The sequence below is a fragment of the Bordetella petrii genome (genome assembly GCF_020991325.1).
GTDB classification, from domain to species: domain Bacteria; phylum Pseudomonadota; class Gammaproteobacteria; order Burkholderiales; family Burkholderiaceae_B; genus Bordetella_A; species Bordetella_A petrii_E.
On record NZ_JAJMLX010000536.1, the window covers coordinates 1 to 708 of the forward strand.

Genomic DNA, 708 nt, shown 5'->3' on the forward strand with positions numbered 1-708 from the left:
CAGGTCGGCCGGCACGCCGGCGGGCACCGGGGGCAGGGTGGTGGGCGGCAGGCGGGGCGGATCCGCCATGACGCGGTCCGGCGGGCCGTCGAACAGAATGGCTAGGGCGTTGAGGTTTTCCACGCGCTGCTGCGCCATCTGCGTGCGCGCGGCCTGCTGGCTGGCCAGGTTCTGGCGCGCCTCGGCCATTTCCAGTCCCGATGCGCCGCCCGCATCGTATTGCGCCTGCACCAGTTCGAGCGTGCGGCGCGCGTAGGCAATGCTTTCGTCGGCGCTAGTCAGGCGCTGGTTGATGAAGGCGGTGCGCCAGTACAGGGTGGCCGTGGTTCCCACCAGCGAGAGCGCGGCGCTGGCGCGGTCTTGCTCGGTGGCGGCGGCTTCCCATTCAGCCGCGTCGCGCTGCGCCTGCAGGCGGTTCCACAAGTCGAGTTCGTAGCTGACCGTCAGGCTGGCGTTGTTGTCGCGCAGGATCGCGCGGTCGCCGTCCAATTGGCGCTGGCGGCTGATATTGACGTCGCCTCCCAGCGTGGGGAACTGGTCGGAACGCGCCAGGCCGGCCTGCAATTGGGCCTGGCGCACGCGCAGGGCCGCGGCGGCCAGGTCGTTGTTGCGTTCCAGCGCCAGGTCGATCAGGCGCGTCAGCACCGGGTCGTCGAAGTGGCGCCACCAGACCCCGCCGGCCGCCACCACGACGGGTTTGCCCAGTTG

General features: G+C 70.9%; 1 protein-coding gene. It reads right to left on the reverse strand.

Annotated elements, in window-relative coordinates; genetic code table 11:
* On the reverse strand, positions 1-708 hold a 708-nt coding region (locus tag LPZ50_RS25195), incomplete at both ends, for a TolC family protein (protein WP_230665545.1).